Source organism: Neisseria sp. HMSC064D07, assembly GCF_001837185.1.
Classification (GTDB): Bacteria; Pseudomonadota; Gammaproteobacteria; order Burkholderiales; family Neisseriaceae; genus Neisseria; species Neisseria flavescens_C.
The window spans coordinates 38,696-56,282 of sequence record NZ_KV831654.1 but is presented as its reverse complement, the minus strand read 5'-3'; the positions used below and the strand labels follow the sequence as shown (position 1 = coordinate 56,282).

18 protein-coding genes and 1 other RNA gene are annotated in these 17,587 nt (G+C 50.3%); all 19 read left to right on the top strand.

The window, feature by feature from the left end; all coding sequences use genetic code 11:
• Positions 1-13 precede the first annotated feature (13 nt).
• The 19 genes from HMPREF2608_RS02490 to HMPREF2608_RS02400 all read left to right on the top strand — a co-directional run bounded on the left by HMPREF2608_RS02490 (position 14) and on the right by HMPREF2608_RS02400 (position 17,417).
• Complete coding sequence (locus tag HMPREF2608_RS02490) at positions 14-1,324, top strand: O-antigen ligase family protein (RefSeq protein ID WP_070825867.1); 1,311 nt, start codon at positions 14-16, stop codon at positions 1,322-1,324.
• Positions 1,321-2,391, top strand: a complete 1,071-nt coding sequence (locus tag HMPREF2608_RS02485) for a glycosyltransferase family 4 protein (RefSeq protein WP_070825865.1) — start codon at positions 1,321-1,323, stop codon at positions 2,389-2,391. The genes HMPREF2608_RS02490 and HMPREF2608_RS02485 overlap by 4 nt, the downstream gene beginning before the upstream one ends.
• 13 nt (positions 2,392-2,404) lie before the next feature.
• Complete coding sequence (locus HMPREF2608_RS02480; RefSeq protein WP_070825864.1) at positions 2,405-3,577, top strand: glycosyltransferase; 1,173 nt, start codon at positions 2,405-2,407, stop codon at positions 3,575-3,577.
• The gene (locus HMPREF2608_RS02475; RefSeq protein WP_049333552.1) at positions 3,570-4,187 is read left to right on the top strand and encodes a sugar transferase; all 618 of its coding nucleotides are present in this window, start codon (positions 3,570-3,572) and stop codon (positions 4,185-4,187) included. The genes HMPREF2608_RS02480 and HMPREF2608_RS02475 overlap by 8 nt, the downstream gene beginning before the upstream one ends.
• Complete coding sequence (locus HMPREF2608_RS02470; RefSeq protein ID WP_070825863.1) at positions 4,174-5,148, top strand: ATP-grasp domain-containing protein; 975 nt, start codon at positions 4,174-4,176, stop codon at positions 5,146-5,148. The genes HMPREF2608_RS02475 and HMPREF2608_RS02470 overlap by 14 nt, the downstream gene beginning before the upstream one ends.
• Entirely contained in the window at positions 5,141-5,833 is a 693-nt protein-coding gene (locus tag HMPREF2608_RS02465) for an HAD family hydrolase (protein ID WP_070825861.1), read from the top strand. Before HMPREF2608_RS02470 ends, HMPREF2608_RS02465 begins: the two co-directional genes overlap by 8 nt.
• 13 nt (positions 5,834-5,846) lie before the next feature.
• Complete coding sequence (locus tag HMPREF2608_RS02460; RefSeq protein WP_070825860.1) at positions 5,847-6,626, top strand: methionyl-tRNA formyltransferase; 780 nt, start codon at positions 5,847-5,849, stop codon at positions 6,624-6,626.
• The gene (locus tag HMPREF2608_RS02455; protein WP_070825859.1) at positions 6,619-7,794 is read left to right on the top strand and encodes a DegT/DnrJ/EryC1/StrS family aminotransferase; all 1,176 of its coding nucleotides are present in this window, start codon (positions 6,619-6,621) and stop codon (positions 7,792-7,794) included. The genes HMPREF2608_RS02460 and HMPREF2608_RS02455 overlap by 8 nt, the downstream gene beginning before the upstream one ends.
• A 109-nt stretch (positions 7,795-7,903) precedes the next feature.
• Positions 7,904-9,805 (top strand): polysaccharide biosynthesis protein, encoded by a 1,902-nt coding sequence (locus HMPREF2608_RS02450; RefSeq protein ID WP_070825858.1) that lies wholly within the window; start codon positions 7,904-7,906, stop codon positions 9,803-9,805.
• 43 nt (positions 9,806-9,848) lie between these two features.
• The gene (locus HMPREF2608_RS02445; protein WP_004520876.1) at positions 9,849-10,976 is read left to right on the top strand and encodes a polysaccharide export protein; all 1,128 of its coding nucleotides are present in this window, start codon (positions 9,849-9,851) and stop codon (positions 10,974-10,976) included.
• Between the two features lie 169 nt (positions 10,977-11,145).
• Positions 11,146-11,595, top strand: a complete 450-nt coding sequence (locus HMPREF2608_RS02440) for a low molecular weight protein-tyrosine-phosphatase (protein WP_004520878.1) — start codon at positions 11,146-11,148, stop codon at positions 11,593-11,595.
• A gap of 26 nt (positions 11,596-11,621) precedes the next feature.
• Complete coding sequence (locus HMPREF2608_RS02435) at positions 11,622-13,781, top strand: polysaccharide biosynthesis tyrosine autokinase (RefSeq protein WP_004520879.1); 2,160 nt, start codon at positions 11,622-11,624, stop codon at positions 13,779-13,781.
• Positions 13,782-13,916: 135 nt separating this feature from the next.
• Positions 13,917-14,906 carry an NAD(P)H-dependent glycerol-3-phosphate dehydrogenase gene (locus HMPREF2608_RS02430; protein ID WP_004520880.1) on the top strand — a complete coding sequence of 330 codons (990 nt, stop codon included), beginning with the start codon at positions 13,917-13,919 and terminating at the stop codon, positions 14,904-14,906.
• Between the two features lie 74 nt (positions 14,907-14,980).
• Positions 14,981-15,304: a hypothetical protein gene (locus HMPREF2608_RS02425; protein ID WP_039862529.1), complete on the top strand. Its 324-nt coding sequence runs from the start codon at positions 14,981-14,983 to the stop codon at positions 15,302-15,304.
• A gap of 11 nt (positions 15,305-15,315) precedes the next feature.
• Positions 15,316-15,618: a cell division protein ZapA gene (gene zapA / locus HMPREF2608_RS02420; RefSeq protein ID WP_003681511.1), complete on the top strand. Its 303-nt coding sequence runs from the start codon at positions 15,316-15,318 to the stop codon at positions 15,616-15,618.
• A gap of 8 nt (positions 15,619-15,626) precedes the next feature.
• Positions 15,627-15,807, top strand: a non-coding RNA gene (gene ssrS / locus HMPREF2608_RS02415) — 6S RNA.
• 179 nt (positions 15,808-15,986) lie between these two features.
• Entirely contained in the window at positions 15,987-16,418 is a 432-nt protein-coding gene (gene rplM, locus HMPREF2608_RS02410; protein WP_003684605.1) for a 50S ribosomal protein L13, read from the top strand.
• Between the two features lie 12 nt (positions 16,419-16,430).
• Positions 16,431-16,823, top strand: coding sequence for a 30S ribosomal protein S9 (rpsI, locus tag HMPREF2608_RS02405; protein WP_003681515.1), 393 nt, complete (start codon positions 16,431-16,433; stop codon positions 16,821-16,823).
• Between the two features lie 87 nt (positions 16,824-16,910).
• Entirely contained in the window at positions 16,911-17,417 is a 507-nt protein-coding gene (locus HMPREF2608_RS02400) for a protein disulfide oxidoreductase (protein WP_070825909.1), read from the top strand.
• The last annotated feature ends 170 nt before the right edge of the window (positions 17,418-17,587 follow it).

Here is a 17,587-nt window from a genome sequence, read left to right as displayed (position 1 = left end):
CAACAGAACGACTATGAAAATAAAACGTCTGAACTTATACACTTACATTCTATACATCATGCTCGCAGCCTATATGCTGGGGCCCGCGCTGTCCTTTAAGGTCGGCGTGCCGCGTATCGACAACCCGTTGACCCTGATATTTGTACTGCTTGGTTTTGTCGTATTTTTTCTGGAAAGCAAGCATATTCCGCGCAAGATTTTTGCCATGCTCTGCGCCCTGACTGCCATGTGCATCTGGCCTGCCATCCACATGGGCATTACGTCGCTGACGCCGACTCAATACATGGACATCTTGTTTTTTATGGCGGTGCCGGTTTTTTTCTACTTGTTTTACCAAGTGCTTATGCGCGCTGAAGATCCATTGGGCGTTATTCAGAAGTTTTTATTGGTCTTTGCCCTTTATGTTGCCATTCCACCATTTGTGGAATTGATTACCGGCATTCAGTTTGTCAGTGCCAGTGATGAACTGGCCATTAAAGAAGGTTCGCTCAAAGGGCTGTTTTTCAATCCCAACAACCTTGCTGCCACTGCCGTTTGCCTCGCACCCGCCATCCTATTTTTCTTTCAACTGCAAGGACGCAAACACAAAGAGAAACTACTGGGCTGGGGATTATATTTACTACTAGGTATGGCCATTTTTGTTTGCGTATCACGCACAGCTATTGCCTGCTACCTTTTGATTTCACTAATTTATATAGCTTATCGTAAAAATGGTTTTATTACCGTTATTGCCACAGGACTGCTCGCGTTAACATTATCGATGATTCCATCCCGTGTCATCGCGGAATTTTTGCTGTCGCTTAACGGCAACCCTTTTCTTGAACGTTTTTCCAGCCGCGTGTACCTTTTTCTGTTCGATTTAGACAGCGACAACTCTGTGTCCTACCGTCAGGAGATTTACAACTACTTCTGGAACAATCCGCCCCTGCTGCTGACCGGCTACGGTCCTAAAAACTTCCGCGAATATTTCGGCGGCCATTTGAGCGACAGCTTGGGCTTTGAAAACCCGCACAGCTTCATCATCGAACTGTATCTGGGTTTCGGCATAATTTCCCTGCTCGGCTTTATTGCATTTGTAGCGTTTTATTTCCTCTACACTGCCTCAAGCCGTGCACTAACCAACAAATCACGCGTACTGGCTTGGGTTGCCTTGGGCATTTTCTTGTTAGCAGGTTTTATTCCGTCCACCATTTTGCGTATGCCCTTCATCTGGCTACCCTGCCTGCTGATTTACATTTACAGCACATTTGTCGCATCCAAATTACAAAATCAGGCCGCTTACACATATAGCTATACCCCATCTAAAACAAAGGGAATATCATGAAAATCACCCTGACTACCTCCATGTCTGGCCTCGGTGGCACTGAAAACGCCACTTTCCGCCTCGGTCGCCTGCTCAAACAACGCGGACACGATATCGTATTGGCCTCTTCAGACGGCCCTTTGATTCAGGAAGCGCAAGCATTGGGCATCCGTTGGCAGCCGATTGATTTTTACCAAGGTGGTCTTTTGGGTTACGTCAAAGGCATGTTTGCCTATATGAAACTGCTGAAAAAAGAGAAGCCCGATGTGATTCACTGCCAAATGGCGCGTATCGTTCCAGCCTGTGCCATTGCAGCCAAGCTCGCTTCGCCGAAAACCAAAGTGTTCTACCACGCGCGCGGCCTTGATCCGGAAACTTATCCGAAAATCGCCAAGCTTTTCGACAAGCTGGGCGTGTACATCATCGGCAACTGCAAACACGAACGTAAAAAACTCATCCGTTACGGTTTCCCTGCCAACCGCATCACCTACACCTACAATGCCCTGCACAAAGTAGATTTCGTTCCTGAAAAAACAGTCAAAGACTATGTCCAACTGGGCACGCTTTCCCGTTTGGACACCGTCCGCGCTGTGCATCTGATGTTGGATATTTTGAAGAAAATGGTTGACCGCGGTATGCCTGTACGCCTCAACGTTGCAGGTATCGGCGAAGAAATGGACAACCTCAAAGCCCAAGCCAAACGTTTAGGCATTGAAGACAAAGTCACCTTCCTCGGCGGCGTCCGCGACTTGACCGGCTACTTCAAAGAAGTCGATATTTTGGTGAACACGCCGCATTGCGTAGGCGACCACGGAGCAGGTGTCGGCAACAATATTTTGGAAGCCGGCCTTTACGACACGCCTGTCGTGACCTACAACATGGCGGGCATTTCGGAAATGGTCATTACCGGCCAAACCGGCTACTGCATTCCTTTCGGCGACGACGAAGCATTTATCGAAGCCGTCGATACACTCATCAAGCATCCAGAGTTGCGTGGTCAAATGGGTAAAGCCCTGCACAAACACGTCGAAACCTTATGCTCCGATGACGAAATCTACCGCACCACCATGGCTGCGTACAAAATGTAAGGCCGTCTGAAACATGAACATTACCATCGTCGCCCCTTATTGCTCATTGCCGTCCGAGCCGCATTTCAACCGCTTCTGGTATCTTGCCGAGCTGTTGTCGCAGTCGCATGACGTGTTGCTGATTACCAGCAACTTCAAGCACTACGACAAATCTTTCAGACGGCCCGAAGATGCCGAGGCCGCCTCACAAGGCCGTCTGAAAGTCATGCTGTTGGAAGAAAGCGGATACAGCAAAAACGTGTCTTTAGGACGCTTGGCCAGCCATCACCACTTCGTCAAACATTTTGAAAAATGGTTGGAAAACTGCCGTCCGGGCGAACAAGACGTCGTCTTTTCCGCCTATCCGCTGATTGCCACCAACCTACTGTTGGGCAAACACAAAGCCCGTTTGGGTTACAAACTGATTGTCGATGTGCAGGACGTATGGCCGGAGTCTTTTTCCTCGGTCGTACCTTTTTTGAAAAAAGTACCGCACAACCTGCTGCCCTTTGCTTCACGCGCCAACCAAGCCTACCGCTACGCAGACGCGCTGGTTGCCGTATCGCAGACTTATCTCGACCGTGCCAAAGAAGCCAATCCGACCGTACCCGGTGAAGTCGTCTATATCGGTGCTGACTTTCCGAAACTCGATGCCGCGCCTGCCAAAGATTTTGGTGACGACAAAACCCGCTTTTTCTACTTGGGCACGCTCAGTTACAGCTATGACGTGGAAACCGTGTGCAAAGGCGTTCTCAAGCTGTTGGACGCCGGCGAAAACGTCGAGTTGCACATCATGGGCGGTGGCCCTGATTTGGACAGGCTCAAACAATACGCCTGCGACGACATCAAGTTTTACGGCTACATTCCCTATGCCGAAATGATGTCGGTTGCCAAGGGCTGCGACATTGCCATCAACGCCATCCAGTCCTATTCAATGGCATCGATTACCAACAAACTTTCCGACTATATGGCTTTGCAAAAACCGATTCTGAACAGCCAAGTCAACGATGAAGTTGCCGAAGTCCTTACCCTGCTACCGCATGCGAACTACCATTCCGGCGATGTGGACGGTTTCGTTCAAGCCGCCAAAGATATTTTGAAGCGCAAAAGCGATCCTGTTCAGTCCGAAGAAATCGTCGGCCGCTTCAAACGCGACGTTGCCTATCAAAAAATCGTCAACCTGATTGAAAGATTAGCTCATGAATAAATTTTTCAAACGCCTGTTTGACATTGTTGCCTCCGCTTCAGGACTGATTATCCTGTCGCCTGTGTTTTTGATTTTGGTGTACCTCATCCGCAAAAACCTAGGCTCGCCCGTATTCTTCATCCAAGAGCGGCCGGGCAAAGATGGCAAGCCGTTTAAAATGATTAAATTCCGCTCCATGCGCGATGCAATCGATAAAGACGGCAACCCACTACCGGACAGCGAACGCCTGACTGATTTCGGCAAAAAATTACGTGCCACCAGTTTGGATGAACTTCCTGAATTATGGAATGTCTTAAAAGGCGAGATGAGTCTAGTTGGCCCTCGTCCGCTGCTGATGCACTACCTGCCGTTGTACAACGACTTCCAAAACCGCCGCCACGAAATGAAACCGGGCGTGACCGGTTGGGCGCAAGTCAATGGCCGCAATGCCATTTCATGGGACGAAAAGTTCGCCCACGATGTTTGGTACATCGACAACTTCAGCTTTTGGCTGGATATCAAAATTTTGTTCCTGACAGTTAAAAAAGTCTTCGTCAAAGAAGGCATCTCAGCCGAAGGAGAAGCCACCATGCCTTATTTCACAGGTAATAAAACTGATGAAAAAAAATAATATACTGATTCTGTCGGCCGGTCGCCGTGTCGAATTGGTGCAGGACTTTCAAACCGAAGCCGCACGTTTTTCAGACGGCATCGGCGTTTTTGCCACTGACCTCAACCCCCACATGTCTTCTGCCTGCCATGTTGCCGACCGCGCTTTCAGCGTGCCGCGCATCGATGTAGCCGAATACATTGACAGCATTTTCGAGCTGGCCAAACAACACGACATCGGTCTGATTGTGCCAACCATCGATACCGAGCTGCTCAAACTGGCCGAAGTACGTGACCGTTTTGAAGCTGAAGGAATACATATTGTCATTTCCGATGCAAAGTTGATTACCCTATGCCGCGACAAGCGCCTGACCTCAGGCCTATTTGCACAATACAGCATCCGTTCCCCTGAAATTTACGAACGGGACCACCTGGTTTTCCCATGTTTTACCAAGCCTTATGACGGCAGCCGTGCCATCGGTGCGAAAAAAATCAACACACCGGCTGATTTGACTGTCGACATTACCGAAGACCCGAAAATGATGTTCACCCAATACATCGATATCGAGAATACTTTCTCCGAATTTACCGTCGATATGTATTACGACCGTCAAGGCCGTCTGAAATGCGCCATTCCTCGCGAACGTTTGGAAGTGCGCACCGGCGAAGTCAGCAAAGGCGCAACCCGACGCAATGCCCTGTATGAGGAGCTGATTGAAAAAATGGCCGTATTGGAAGGCGCACGCGGCTGCATTACCGCGCAATTCTTCGTCAGCAAAACCGACAGCACAACCTACGGTGTGGAAATTAACCCGCGCTTCGGCGGCGGTTTCCCACTGACTTACGCAGCAGGCGGCAACTATCCGGGCTGGCTGATTCAAGAATATATCGGCGGCCAAGACGTCCTGTTCTCCGACGACTGGGAAAACAATTTAATCATGCTTCGTTACGATGCTAAGGTTTTGGTAAGAGAACATGATTAAGCCGGAAGAATCCGTTATCGTCTTCGATCTTGACGATACGCTTTACTCTGAGTACGACTACAAATGCTCCGGAATACAGGCAGTTGTAGGGATAATTACGTCGCTTTACCCGCAATACGATGCTGACGTACTAAATGAAATTGCAGACAATAAAAGTAAAGACTGGCTCGACAATTTGTGTCATCATTGCAAATTAAACAAACTAGAGAAACAATCACTTTTGTGGCAATATCGACTACATAGGCCTGTTATCCGACCCTATGTCGAACCGTCTTTTTTACGGAAGCTGATGCGCCCCTTTGCCGCACGCGCCCTGATTACAGACGGCCGCAGTCTGACACAGCGTTTGAAAATACAGGCCTTGGGTTTGACCGATTTGTTTGACGACATTTTGATTTCAGAAGCCATGCAATCGGAAAAACCCGACGATAAGCGTTTTGTCTTCCTGCAAAACAAATATCCGGCTGCAAAACGTTTCATCTACATCGGCGACAACATCAAAAAAGATTTTGTCGCACCCAACAAACTGGGTTGGCTCTCCATAGGCATCATGCCTAAGCCGCACAATATTCATCAAGCCGAGCCCGAGCAATACGGTCGTGAATACCAGCCCACCCTTTGGATAAACACCCTGGAAGAACTGACTACACTGACAACTTCCGCCACCGAAAAAGCAAATGCATAAGGGACATTTCTCCATGAAAATCTTATTTATGGGTCGTAAACAGGTTTCCGCCAACCTGCTTCGTTTTTTGACCAAACAAGACCATATCGAAATCGTCGGCGTCTTGACCGACAGCCATCTGCAAGGCTCGCCGACCACGGCCGCCGCACAGGAATTGGGCTTGCCCCTGTACACCTTCGATACGGCTTTGGAAGCAATGCGAGAAGGCCGTCTGAAATACGATTTGGGCTTGTCCGTCCTTTACTGGCGCAAGCTGCGTGATGAATTCCTGAGCATTCCGACTTTAGGCACGATCAACTTCCACCCTGCACTGTTGCCCGAATACAAAGGCACAGGCGGCTACAACCTGGCCATCATGGACGAACTGAACGAATGGGGCAATACCGCCCACTACGTCGATGCTTCCATCGATACCGGCGAAATCATCGAAGTGGACCGCTTCCCCATCAATGCCGAAACAGAAACCGCCCAATCGCTTGAACGCAAAACCATGCAGGCCTTGGAAGATTTCGCACGACGCATCATCACCCGCGCCATCGAGTCGAAAACCAAATTGCCGACCACGCCAAACATCGGTGGCCGCTACGTCAGCCGTGACGAGATGGAAGCCATGAAACAAATCCGCGACGGCGACAATATCGAGAAAAAAATCCGCGCCTTCTGGTTCCCTCCTTACGACGGCGCATACGTCGAAATCAACGGTCAGAAATACACCCTGATCAACCGCCAACTGCTGGAAGAAATCGCCCCCAAAGGCTCAACCAGTCTTTTTGCAGGAAAAACAAATGCTTAATACATCACTCTCCCCATGGCCAAGCTTTACTCAAGAAGAAGCCGATGCCGTTTCCAAAGTCCTGCTGTCCAACAAAGTCAACTACTGGACAGGTACGGAATGTCGCGAATTTGAAAAAGAATTTGCTGCTTTTGTCGGCACACAATACGCCGTCGCCCTTTCCAACGGTACGTTGGCTTTGGACGTAGCCCTCAAAGCAATGGGCATCGGCCAAGGCGATGATGTGATTGTCACTTCGCGCACTTTCTTGGCTTCCGCATCCTGCATCGTGACCGCCGGTGCCAATCCAGTGTTCGCCGATGTCGATTTGAACAGCCAAAACATCAGCGCCGAAACCATCAAAGCCGCTTTGACTCCAAACACCAAAGCCATCATCGTGGTTCACCTTGCCGGCATGCCTGCCGAAATGGACGACATCATGGCTTTGGCCAAAGAACATAACTTGTGGGTTATCGAAGACTGCGCCCAAGCGCACGGTGCGAAATACAAAGGCAAATCCGTCGGCTCTATCGGCCACGTCGGCGCATGGTCGTTCTGCCAAGACAAAATCATGACCACCGGCGGCGAAGGTGGCATGGTAACCACCAACGACAAAGAGCTGTGGAGCAAAATGTGGTCGTACAAAGACCACGGCAAAAGCTACGATGCCGTGTACCACCGCGAACACGCACCCGGTTTCCGCTGGTTGCACGAAAGCTTCGGCACCAACTGGCGCATGATGGAAATGCAGGCTGTCATCGGCCGCATCCAGCTCAAACGCATGCCTGAATGGACTGCCCGCCGTCAAGCGCACGCCGCCAAACTGGCTGAAAGCTTGGGCAAATTTGCCAGCATTCGTTTGGTTGAAGTTGCCGACTACATTGAACATGCGCAATACAAGTTCTACGTTTTCGTCAAACCCGAACACTTGAAAGACGGCTGGACGCGCGACCGCATCGTGAATGAACTGAACGCGCGCAAAGTCCCCTGCTATCAAGGCAGCTGCTCCGAAGTGTATTTGGAAAAAGCCTTCGACGACACGCCTTGGCGTCCGAAAGAGCGTTTGAAAAACGCTGTCGAGTTGGGCGACACCAGCCTGATGTTCTTGGTGCACCCAACCCTGACCGATGAAGAAATTGCGTTCTGCAAAGAAAACATCGAAGCCGTATTGACTGAAGCCACGGCATAATCATTTTCAGACGGCCTGCAACTTCAGGCCGTCTGAAAAAATAAAACAACCTGCTTCAAACAATCCGTACCAAGCTACATTACAACACTCAGACACAAGAAAAAATAAAATGAACTTGGAAACCCTGCTGGCTCTGCCGCGCAATCTAAAAAAAACCTTCTTCGTCATCCACGATATCTTGATGATATTCGTGGCGTTTTGGTTTGCCCAAAGCCTCAAAGTGCAATATTCTGACGAATGGTTGAGTATCGCCAACTGGCTGGCTTTCGGCAGCACCGCTGTGCTGACCATCATCCTTTTCATCCGTATCGGCCTCTATCGCGCCGTCACGCGCTTCGTCAGCATCCGCGTCCTGACCGCCGCCGCATTCGGCAGCATTATTTCGGCGGTCTTGTTCTGCCTGACCACCCTGATTTTTGAACAAAAACTACACCTTGCCCTGCCCATCGTCTATTTCTTGGTTTTGGTAGTCGGCGTAACCAGCTCGCGCATGATCCTGCGTGCGATTCTGACCGACCATCACCGCAAACAGATGACCCCTGTCATCATCTACGGCGCAGGCCAATCCGGCCGCCAGTTGTTGGAAGCCATCAAACAGGTTAACGAATACTCAGCCATTGCCTTTGTCGATGACAACCCGAAAATCCAACGCACCGTCATCTATGACCTTGCCGTCCACAACCCCAATGAAATCCCGATGCTGATCAGCCGTTACGGCGTCCGCAAAATTCTGCTGGCGATTCCAAGTTCTACACCGGAAGAACGCAAAGACATCATCCGCCGCCTCGAAGCATACAAATGCGAAGTCCTGACCATTCCGGGCATGAAAGATTTGGTCGACGGCAAAATCAACGTCAGCTCATTGAAAAAAATCTCTGTGGTCGATTTGCTCGGCCGCGCCCCTGTGGCACCGCGCCCTGAATTAATGAGCGCCGACATCAGCGACAAAGTCGTGATGGTGACCGGCGCAGGCGGTTCTATCGGCTCCGAACTTTGCCGTCAGATTCTCAACTGCCGTCCGACCAAGCTGCTGTTGTTTGAATTGTCCGAATTTGCCCTGTACAGCATAGACAAAGAATTGCGCGAAACCCAAGCCGCGCAAGGCAGCCAAGTCGAAGTCGTGCCGCTTTTGGGTTCGGTTCAAAACAAAGAACGCCTTAGCAGCATCATGAAGGCCTATCACGTTGACACCGTTTATCATGCCGCAGCCTATAAACACGTCCCTATGGTTGAGTTCAACACCATCGAAGGCATTCAAAACAACGTGTTCGGCACACTCTGCTGCGCGCAGGCTGCCGTAGATGCGGGCGTTTCCACCTTTGTTTTGATTTCCACCGACAAAGCCGTCCGTCCGACCAACACCATGGGCGCCAGCAAACGCATGGCCGAACTTTGCCTGCAAGCGCTTGCCGCCGAGCCGGAGCAAAAAACACGCTTCTGCATGGTGCGTTTCGGCAATGTATTGGGTTCGTCCGGCTCCGTTGTCCCTGTATTTGAAAAACAAATTGCCGAAGGCGGCCCGATTACCCTGACTCACCAAGACATTACCCGCTACTTCATGACCATTCCCGAAGCGGCGCAATTGGTTATCCAAGCCGGCGCAATGGGTAAAGGCGGCGACGTATTCGTCCTCGACATGGGTGAATCCGTCAAAATCATCGACCTTGCCCGTCAAATGATTGTCCTCAGCGGCCTCAAAGTGAAAGACGAACAACACCCCCACGGCGACATCGAAATCAAGATTACCGGCCTGCGCCCGGGCGAGAAACTTTATGAAGAACTGCTCATCGGCGACGAGGTGCAAAAAACCACTCATCCCCGTATTATGACCGCCAGTGAAGTAATGCTTCCATGGACGCAATTATCTGACATACTGTCGGAACTCGAAACCGCTTGTTTCCAAAGCGACCAAAACAGCCTGCGCCAGCTTCTGTTGCGCGCACCGACAGGCTTCGTACCTAAAGACGGTATCTGCGACTTGGTTTGGCAACAAAACAACAAGGCCGTCTGAACATTTTCAGACGGCCCGGACACCATACTGCAAGGACTACTACATGAAAAAAACACTCTCCCTGCTTACTCTATTCGCACTGACTGCCTGCAACAGCACAACAGTCATTCCTGGTTCAACCATCAAAACCCGAACCAAAACCATTGTTTACACCGACACCGACACCGCAGCCGATACCAACCTCGACAGCCGCGTTGCCGTTTACCCCATCACGCCCAACCTGATTGAAAAAATGCGTACGCCACCCGTACTTTCCCAAGCCAACCAAGGCTTGGAGCAAAGCAAAAGCGCTTACCGCTACCGCATCGGCAGCGGCGACGTCCTCAATATCATGGTTTGGGCGCACTCCGACCTCAATTCCCCCATCCAGCAAAGCAACCCGCAAACCAACCAAGTCAGCCGCGGCGCCTGGGTGGATGAGGGCGGTTATATTACTTACCCGTTAGCAGGCAAAATTCAAGCCAAAGGCAAAACTTTGGACGAATTGCAAAATACCCTGACCAACCTTCTGAAACGCTACATCAAAAATCCTCAAGTAGCCATCAACGTTACCGAATTCCGTTCGCAACGCATTTCAGTATCCGGTGCCATCAGCCAAGCAGGTCAGCTGCCGATTACCAATATCCCGATGACCATTTTGGATGCCATCAACCAAGCAGGCGGCGTCACCCAAAGTGCCGACACCCAACACATCAAATGGACGCACAACGGCGTCGACCGCACCATTTCCCTACAAGACATGTTGCAATACGGTGATATGTCGCAAAACCACCTCCTCAGCCATGGTGACATCGTTTATGTTCCTAACAGCAGCAACAACAAAATCTACATCATGGGTGAAGTCGGCAAACAAGCCACCCTGCCGATCGGCAATCACGGCCTCAACCTGACCCAAGCGCTCGGCGAAGTGGGCGGCATGAACCAAGCCTATGCGGATGCAACCGGCGTATTCGTGATCCGCCGCGCACCTGAAGATGCGGCCAGACCTATCCACATCTACCAGCTCAACCTAAAAGATGCGACTTCTTACGCACTGGGCAGCGAATTCAAATTGCGCTCCGAAGACACCGTTTACGTTACCGCCGCCCCAGTTACCCGTTGGAACCGCGTAATGTCACAAATTACCAACTCCATCAGCAACGTCAATACCCTCGACAATACGTTTAAATAAGCAGTGGTTCCTGCTGTCAGACCCTGTTTGACAGCAGGATACAAAATCACGCACAATCCAACCAAATTACATAAACGGCATATAAAAGCCGTACACACCGCACAAACGGAAAAGCAGTACCTTATAGTCTGACTCACGCTTTTTTCAGACCATAAACCGAAACAATATCATGTACCACAACATACTCATCGTCTGCCTAGGCAACATCTGCCGCTCCCCCACCGCAGAGCGGATTATGCAGAAAAAACTACCCGGCCACCGCATCAGCAGCGCTGGCATAAAAGCACTGGCAGGTAAGGATGCCGATTTCCAAGCCATCAAAACCGCACTCAAACACGGCGTTATCGTTGCAGGCCATACGGCACGCCAACTGACTGCCCAAATGTGCGAACAGGCCGATTTGATTCTCGTCATGGAGCCCTGTCAAATTGACATGGTGGCCGACATCCATCCGCCGGCACGCAGCAAAACCATGCTGTTTGCCCAATGGTTGCCTAAAAAAACCGTACCTGACCCATACAAACAAAGCAGTGAAATGTTTGAAGCCGTTTTTGAACAGCTCAATGCTGCCGCAGACACTTGGAAAACCAAACTAAACGGAAAAACTCAACCGGTATAAAACCGGCATGAACAAGAAAGCAAGCAATGAAAAAAACGACCTACACACCTTACAGCGCAGACAACGACGAAATCGACTTCGGCCAACAGCTGCGAGTAATTTGGACAAATAAATACAAAATCCTCGCCGCCCTGCTTGCAGGCGGCATTCTTGGCGCAGCCTTCAGCCTGGCATCCACTCCGCAATACCGTGCCGATGCCATGCTGGAAATTGAAACGCGACAAAACCAAATCCTGACCGAAATCAACAGCATCTTCAACAACCAAACCACGCCGTCTGAAGCAGAAGTCGAGTTGGTTCAATCACGCTTGGTGCTGGGTAAAACCGTTGACGACCTTCAGCTTGACCAAGAAGTCAAAGCCAAATACACACCCGTTATCGGCAGCCTGATGCACAACATCAGTGGCGACCCCGATCCCAAACTGACCGTCGGCAGCTTTTCCGTACAAGACGAATGGTTCAACAAAACCTTCACACTGACCGCCAAGAGCAACAAAGCCTATACCCTTACCCTGCCTGACAAACGCGTTGTCGAAGGCAAGGTCGGCGTGCCTCTGAAAATCAACAATCAAACCACCCTCAAAATCGATCAAATCCTGGCTAATCCGGGTCAAGAATTTGCGTTAACCAAGTTCTCCCGCATCAGCGCCATCGAAAACATCCAAAACAAACTGGCTGTTATCAGCAAAGGTAAAACCAGCCCCATCATTAACCTTACCTTTACCGGCACCGACCCTAAACGTACCAGCGTCATCCTCAACAGCATTGCCGACAACTACGTTGCGCAAAACCGCGAACGCGACGTCCAAGTCGCATCCAGCGGTTTGGCCTTCATCAGCGAAGAATTGCCACGCTTGAAAGAAACCTTGCAAGACGCTGAAAACAAACTCAATGCCTACCGCCAACAATCAGGCTCTCTCGACATTCCGCTCGAGTCCAAAGGCGCATTGGAAAGCCTGACCGGCATCGAAACCCAAATTACCCTGCTCAAAACCGAAGAAGCAGGTTTGGCCGAGCTGTACACGCCGGAACACCCTTCCTATAAAGCCGTATTGGACAAACTTGCCGTCCTCGAACGCGCTAAAAACAAAATCAACCAACAAATTGCCGAGTTGCCGAACACCCAACAAGAAGTTATCCGCCTGACCCGCGACGTAGAAACCAACCAAGCAACCTACGTCCAACTGTTGAGCAAACAACAAGAACTCAACATCATGAAAGCCAGTGCACAAGGTAATGTTCGCATCGTCGATTATGCCTATGTCCCTGAAAACCCCGTTGCCCCGCGCAAAGCCGTCATCACGCTCCTGAGCGCACTTGCCGCAGGCTCATTGACCGCTTTGTGGCTGATGATTCGCAACCGCATGAAAAACGGCATTACTTCATCCGAAGAAATCGAAAACCTCAATTTGGAAGTCGTCGCTCTTGTTCCGCACTCCAAAACCCAGCAAAAACGCGACTTCTTCAAAAACAAATTCAAAAAAACCGGCGGCCGTTCCAACTATCTGCTGGCCAGCGAAGACCGCGCCGACACGGCAGTCGAAGCCATCCGCGCCCTGCGCACCAATATCTACTTCTCCATGCTGGACGCGCCTAACAACGTCCTCATGATTACCGGTGCCGCGCCTGAAGCAGGCAAATCCTTTATCTCTGCCAACCTCGCCACCGTAATGGCGCAGTCAGGCAAACGCGTTCTGCTTATCGATACCGATATGCGCAAAGGCTACCTCGACCGACTCTTCGGCCTTACCCCCGAGTTCGGCTTGTCTGACATCCTCAACGGCAAAGCAGCTCCGGCAAAAGCCGTACAAGAGACCGGCATTGAAAACCTCCACCTTATCAGCAGCGGCAGCTATCCTAGCAATCCGTCCGAGCTTTTGATGGACAACCGTTTCAACGAATTGCTCGCCCACGCGCGCCAACGCTACGATTATGTCATCTTGGACACGCCGCCCGTATTGGCCGTTACCGACGCCATCATCATCGGCCAACATGCCGGCACCGTCCTTATGATTAGCCGTTATGCGCACACGCGTGCACGAGAGCTTGAAGCCAGCGTCGAACGCCTCAAACAAAACCACATCAACATCAAAGGTGTTGTCCTCAACGGCATGAAGCGCGAAGCCAACAACAGCTACGACTACTACGCCTACGATGCCTACCATTCCGGTAACAATAAATCATAAACCGAAGCAGGCCGTCTGAACTTTCAGACGGCCTAAGGCTTTTTAAACAGCACAAAATATTTTTCACAAACGCCGCCCTTGCACCCCAAAGCCGTTTGTTTTAAAGTAAGCCCCGTTCCCATATGGAAGAGAAACATGAAAATTACCGTCATCGGCGCAGGTTCGTGGGGTACAGCTCTCGCGTTGCACTTTGCGCACCACAACAATGAAGTTGCCCTTTGGACACGCAATCCCGACCAAATCCGCACCCTGCAAGCAGATCGCGAAAACAAACGCGGCCTGCCCGGCTTCCCTTTCCCTGAGTCCCTGACCGTTCACGCCGATTTGGGCGAAGCGCTGAAAGACAGCCAACTTGCCCTGATCGTTACCTCCGTAGCCGGCCTCAGAAGCAGCGCCGAGCTGCTCAAACAGCATAACGCCGCCGATATTCCCGTTCTCGCCGCCTGCAAAGGTTTTGAACAAGATACCGGCCTTTTGACTTTCCAAGTACTGAAAGAAGTCCTACCTAACAATAAAAAAATCGGCGTTCTCTCAGGTCCGAGCTTTGCCCAAGAACTTGCAGCCCAACTGCCTTGCGCCGTCGTGTTTGCTTCCGAAAACAAAGACTGGGTGGAAGAAACTACTGCCCAACTGAACACCAACGTAATGCGCCTGTACGGCAGCACCGACGTCATCGGTGTCGCAGTGGGCGGTGCCGTTAAAAACGTCATGGCAATTGCCACCGGCCTTTCAGACGGCCTCGAATACGGCCTCAATGCACGCGCAGCCTTAGTAACACGCGGCCTTGCCGAAATCACCCGCCTTGCCATCGCCATGGGCGCACAACCCAAAACCATGATGGGCTTAGCAGGCATCGGCGACCTTATCCTGACCTGTACCGGCGCACTCTCGCGCAACCGCCGCGTCGGCCTAGGCCTCGCAGAGGGTAAAGAGTTGCATCAAGTGCTTGTCGAAATCGGCCACGTTTCCGAAGGCGTCAGCACCATTGAAGAAGTCTTCAACACCGCCGCCAAATACCAAATCGATATGCCCATCACTCAAACCCTGCTGCAACTCATCCGCAAAGAAATGACCCCGCAGCAAGTCGTTGAACGACTGATGGAACGAAGCGCGCGCTTCGAATAAACGGTCGCGCCGTCTGCCATTCAGACGGCCTGACGCACAATATGGCGGCCATCAGGCCGTCTGAAGGGAAACACATGAACCAATCACTGAACAATCTGGAAATCAACGTTTACCAACTTGTCCAAAAATTTGAAACGCTGGTTTCAGAAAACCGCCGTCTCAACGAAGAAATCGACAGACTCAAACTCGAGCAAGAGCAACAAAAACGCCAACACGACGCGGCCATTGACGAACTCAGCGAAGCCTTGCTGGTTCAAGTCGGCAAACTCAAAGAGGACCTGCAAAGCAAAATTGACAACCTGACTGCCGAAAAAGAAAACTACCGCAACGCGCTGGCCCAAAGCGCAGACCAAATCCGCAGCCTCATTACCCGATTGCCCCAAGAAACACAACAATAAAAGGATGCCCCGTGAGTATCGAACAAGTCAATCTCGACATCATGAATGTCAACTTCACCATCAACACACCGAGTGAAGAAAAAGCCACCCTTCTGCAAGCCGTTGAAATGCTCAACAAGAAAAGCGATGCGATTAAAGAAAGCGGCCGCATCGTCGGCACAGACAAAATCGTCGTCATGGCAGCCCTCAACGTCGTGCACGACCTCTTGAAAACCACCCTCAACGACGATTTGGCAATCGGTGAATTTGAGCGTAAAATAACCGACATGAACAACGCGTGCCAAAAAGCACTGGCGCGCTTGGAGCAAAACTGATTTCCCCCTTTTCCCTGCGGTGTTCGCGAAGGCATATATTCCTTTGAACCAATACGTTCGCTTTAGGTTGCCGGGAGCTGTAGTGGGCGCGAGCGTCCGTTTATTGGACGCACCCGAAACTACCCGAGGTGACCGCCTTGTCAGCAAGGTTCAAGCGGATTCAGCCTAAACGGCACTCGTGGGGATTCCCTAAAAAAAGCCATACCGACAGGTGTGGCTTTTCCCTTTCTAAGTAAAGACTTTCGTAAAGATTTCCGGCCGTCTGAAAAAACCACATATTCATGCATCAAACACACTCAATTAAGATTGACAAAAGCCAATCTCCTCTTTAAAATCCATAACTTTCTATATATATCTGGATTCCAACCATGAAAACCTTCTCTGCAAAACCCCATGAGGTGAAGCGCGAATGGTTCGTCATTGACGCAGAAGACAAAGTTCTGGGTCGTGTCGCAGCCGAAGTCGCACACCGTCTGCGCGGCAAACACAAACCCGAATACACCCCTCACGTTGATACTGGCGACTACATCATCGTCATCAACGCAGACAAACTGCGCGTGACCGGTGCTAAATTCGAAGACAAAAAATACTTCCGTCACTCTGGTTTCCCAGGCGGCATCTACGAGCGTACTTTCCGCGAAATGCAAGAGCAATTCCCAGGCCGCGCTTTGGAACAAGCCGTAAAAGGCATGCTGCCTAAAGGTCCTCTGGGCTACGCTATGATCAAAAAACTGAAAGTGTACGCCGGCGCCGAACATGGCCACGCTGCACAACAACCTAAAGTTTTGGAACTGAAATAATAAGGACACGACATGAACGGTAAATACTACTACGGCACAGGCCGCCGCAAAAGTTCAGTGGCTCGTGTATTCTTGACTAAAGGTACCGGCCAAATCATCGTAAACGGCCGTCCCGTTGACGAATTCTTCGCACGTGAAACCAGCCGCATGGTTGTACGTCAACCTCTGGTTCTGACTGAAAATGCCGAATCTTTCGACATCAAAGTTAACGTAACCGGTGGTGGCGAAACCGGTCAATCCGGCGCTATCCGTCACGGTATTACCCGCGCCCTGATCGACTTCGATGCAGCCCTGAAACCAGCCCTGTCTCAAGCAGGCTTCGTTACTCGCGATGCTCGTGAAGTTGAACGTAAAAAACCAGGTTTGCGCAAAGCACGTCGCGCAAAACAATTCTCCAAACGTTAATACGTTTTCAGAATCGAATCAAAAAGCCTTGCTCTGCAAGGCTTTTTTCATATATAAAACAATAATCCAATATCCCCGCAATATATGATGAAAACCCTGCTCCACTATGCCAAATCATTGCTTCAGGCTGTGATTATCTTCATCTTCTTATCCCTGATTGTCGACTGGGTGCGCAAGCCTGACCAACCCTTGCAGTCGGCAGCACAAACCATCACTTTAACCGATGGGCAAACCACTTCCCTCCAATCCTTCAGCCAAAATCGGGTTGCCGTTGTTTATTTTTGGGGCAGCTGGTGTCGTATTTGTTCATACACATCATCAACCATAGAAAAGCTGCACCAAGACAATATCCCAACACTGGGCGTAGCCTTACGCTCCGGAAGTGACGCGGACATTGCCCACCATATGCAACAAAACAATCTATCCTTTCCAAACTTCAACGATTCAGACGGCCTGATGGCTCAAAAATGGAACATAGCCGTCACTCCGACCATTATCATATTAAAAGATGGCAAAATGATTCATCACACATCCGGACTTTCCAGTTATATCGGCTTAAAAATCAGAATTTACTTGGCAAATATCTTCAGCTAAATTCATTGAAAATCCACTAAAAATAGAGAATCTAAAGAATAATTTCACCTGAATATATTCAACCAATTCCATTTCATAAATAAATAAACTATCTCTTTCCCAATAACATATGATTTTGTTGAGATTATAAAGAAAATAGACTAAGATATAACCATAAGAACAATTGGAAA

Excerpts from the sequence above, each read along its gene's own strand:
- HMPREF2608_RS02450 (WP_070825858.1), top strand. The coding sequence starts at position 7,904 with ATGAACTTGGAAACCCTGCTGGCTCTGCCGCGCAATCTAAAAAAAACC.
- rplM (WP_003684605.1), top strand. The coding sequence starts at position 15,987 with ATGAAAACCTTCTCTGCAAAACCCCATGAGGTGAAGCGCGAATGGTTC.
- HMPREF2608_RS02445 (WP_004520876.1), top strand. The coding sequence starts at position 9,849 with ATGAAAAAAACACTCTCCCTGCTTACTCTATTCGCACTGACTGCCTGC.
- HMPREF2608_RS02490 (WP_070825867.1), top strand. The coding sequence starts at position 14 with ATGAAAATAAAACGTCTGAACTTATACACTTACATTCTATACATCATG.
- HMPREF2608_RS02480 (WP_070825864.1), top strand. The coding sequence starts at position 2,405 with ATGAACATTACCATCGTCGCCCCTTATTGCTCATTGCCGTCCGAGCCG.
- HMPREF2608_RS02455 (WP_070825859.1), top strand. The coding sequence starts at position 6,619 with ATGCTTAATACATCACTCTCCCCATGGCCAAGCTTTACTCAAGAAGAA.
- HMPREF2608_RS02460 (WP_070825860.1), top strand. The coding sequence starts at position 5,847 with ATGAAAATCTTATTTATGGGTCGTAAACAGGTTTCCGCCAACCTGCTT.
- HMPREF2608_RS02435 (WP_004520879.1), top strand. The coding sequence starts at position 11,622 with ATGAAAAAAACGACCTACACACCTTACAGCGCAGACAACGACGAAATC.
- HMPREF2608_RS02475 (WP_049333552.1), top strand. The coding sequence starts at position 3,570 with ATGAATAAATTTTTCAAACGCCTGTTTGACATTGTTGCCTCCGCTTCA.
- HMPREF2608_RS02425 (WP_039862529.1), top strand. The coding sequence starts at position 14,981 with ATGAACCAATCACTGAACAATCTGGAAATCAACGTTTACCAACTTGTC.
- HMPREF2608_RS02430 (WP_004520880.1), top strand. The coding sequence starts at position 13,917 with ATGAAAATTACCGTCATCGGCGCAGGTTCGTGGGGTACAGCTCTCGCG.
- HMPREF2608_RS02465 (WP_070825861.1), top strand. The coding sequence starts at position 5,141 with ATGATTAAGCCGGAAGAATCCGTTATCGTCTTCGATCTTGACGATACG.
- HMPREF2608_RS02470 (WP_070825863.1), top strand. The coding sequence starts at position 4,174 with ATGAAAAAAAATAATATACTGATTCTGTCGGCCGGTCGCCGTGTCGAA.
- HMPREF2608_RS02400 (WP_070825909.1), top strand. The coding sequence starts at position 16,911 with ATGAAAACCCTGCTCCACTATGCCAAATCATTGCTTCAGGCTGTGATT.
- HMPREF2608_RS02440 (WP_004520878.1), top strand. The coding sequence starts at position 11,146 with ATGTACCACAACATACTCATCGTCTGCCTAGGCAACATCTGCCGCTCC.
- rpsI (WP_003681515.1), top strand. The coding sequence starts at position 16,431 with ATGAACGGTAAATACTACTACGGCACAGGCCGCCGCAAAAGTTCAGTG.
- HMPREF2608_RS02485 (WP_070825865.1), top strand. The coding sequence starts at position 1,321 with ATGAAAATCACCCTGACTACCTCCATGTCTGGCCTCGGTGGCACTGAA.